Here is a 2,058-nt window from a genome sequence, read left to right as displayed (position 1 = left end):
TAGGAAAAAATGCCCAAAAATGTAGAAATCAATCTTAGTGAGAATGATTTCTACATTTTTGGGCATTTTTTCCTGAAGATAAGAAAACCAATTTCGATTACTTTCAACCGAAATTACCTTTAACACTCTTTCAGCCCACCACAATGTTGATTGCCCGCTTCCGTATTCAAAAACTCGAAAATCTGATGCTATCTTATTTTCTATAAACTCTATAGCTGGATAGGTGTACCAGGGGATAGGTTTTGAATCATAATTGATAGGTAAACCAGTCATTAAAGACTTTATCCAGCCTGATGATTCTGGATAACTTATACCAGGCGGTAAATTTTTTGAAACTTCAGACCAATCTGTAGATAAAATAATACTATGGGCTAGGTTAATATTGATTCCACTCCTGGCTAGGTTAGGGTTATTAGTAATTAATTTTTTATATAACTGCGCTGCTTCCTTAAATTTGCCTTGTCTAAATAATTTCTCAGCTTTTTCTAATTCCTCCAATACTTTATCGTCTGACATTTTTCATTCCTTATAATAATCTTTATTTTTACTACTAATCAACCTATTCAGAAATTATTCCCTTTAACCTCCAACCTCACCTGCTCCAACACCACTTTATAATCCTCTCTGTCTGGATAGAAATTCACTAATTTTTCCAGAGGAGCGATCGCCCCTTCCTTATCCCCCATCTCCAACCTAACCTTAACCAACCCCTCCAAAGCAGTAACATTTTCAGGTTCCCGCTCCAAAACACTTTCATATCCTTGCGCCAGTTTCTGTAACCTCTCCTCTCCCGACACAACTTCCACTGTCTCTACTTGTTGAGACTCTTGAAAAGCAGTTTTAAACATATTCGCCATCCCAAACAAGGCCGTACCACCAAAAGATACAACCCCAACTAGGGACATTATCTTTTTTAAGATCTTACTTCGTTGCTGCCGAGATTCCATATACTGTTTCTCTGTACCTTGCATTGCCTATTTTACTCCCAATTTCTACTTTCTCCAGTTTTCCCAATTTTAGCCAAAAAGCGATCGTGTCATTTCAGTTATCAGTTATCAGTTATCAGTTATCAGTACCTTCTGCAATAAGGAGGCTTGAGACCAAAATTTTTCGGTAAGTGATGCAGGGTATTATCGCTCTTACCAACATTTCCGCCACTGGTCCCACAAAAGTCCATCTTATCAAAATAATTGGGTCATATCAAATCTGTTGGCTACGGTTCCCTATAAATCGGAGTAATACAATTAGCTCAATCGTTATACAATGTGTAGGGGCGAATGGCCATTCGCCCCTACAATATTTTTCCTAAACCTTCACAGCAACCTTCTCCTCAGCATCAACACTTGCTTGTGGTGTACCCGCTTCCGAAGGAGGCACTACTTGATAAAACTTCGGCAAATACTCAGACCAACTCGCCAAAATAATTTTCGCCTTCTCACTTCCAGTCCGATCAACGTGCAATGAAATCAAATCCTGCAACTGCGCCTCACCTTCTGGCGTACAAACACGCTGAATAGAAACGATTTCATTATTCACCCTCGCAGGAAAATCACCATCCTCATCCAAGAAATAAGCAATTCCCCCTGTCATACCAGCGCCGACATTCCGACCTGTCTTACCCAAACAAACAATAACACCACCAGTCATATATTCACAAGCATGGTCGCCAGCACCTTCAATAACTGCCTTACCCATGGAATTCCGGACAGCAAAACGTTCCCCTGCTTGACCATTGGCAAACAAAATTCCACCAGTAGCACCATACAAACAAGTATTGCCAATAATTACATTTCTTGCCGGGTCGTAACCAGTTTTGGCAGGTGGCTTAATAATAATCTCCCCACCGTGCATTCCCTTACCAACATAATCATTCGCCTCACCTCGTAATGTTAAAGTCATTCCTGGCAAATTAAAAGCGCCAAAACTCTGACCCGCACTGCCATTAAACATCAGATTAATCTGCCCTTCAAAACCAGTATTACCATAACGACTAGCGATCGCTCCTGCCAACCTTGCTCCAACTGTACGGTCGGTATTGACTAATTCTATTGTCTTGGT

The 2,058-nt window shown here is 40.4% G+C and carries 1 protein-coding gene and 2 pseudogenes; all 3 read right to left on the bottom strand.

Annotation, left to right across the window (positions count from 1 at the left end; genetic code table 11):
• A pseudogene (locus F6K13_RS30315) lies at positions 1–516 on the bottom strand (hypothetical protein); the annotation flags it as partial.
• Positions 517–563: 47 nt separating this feature from the next.
• Positions 564–971, bottom strand: coding sequence for a M48 family metallopeptidase (locus tag F6K13_RS30310; protein WP_287289445.1), 408 nt, complete (start codon positions 969–971; stop codon positions 564–566).
• Between the two features lie 334 nt (positions 972–1,305).
• Positions 1,306–2,058 (bottom strand): annotated as a pseudogene (locus tag F6K13_RS30305) (glutamate synthase subunit alpha); the annotation flags it as partial.

It is taken from the genome of Okeania sp. SIO2B9 (genome assembly GCF_010672505.1).
Lineage (GTDB): Bacteria > Cyanobacteriota > Cyanobacteriia > Cyanobacteriales > Microcoleaceae > Okeania > Okeania hirsuta.
Note: the sequence above shows the minus strand (reverse complement) of the source record. Positions and strands in the feature narration are given on the sequence as shown.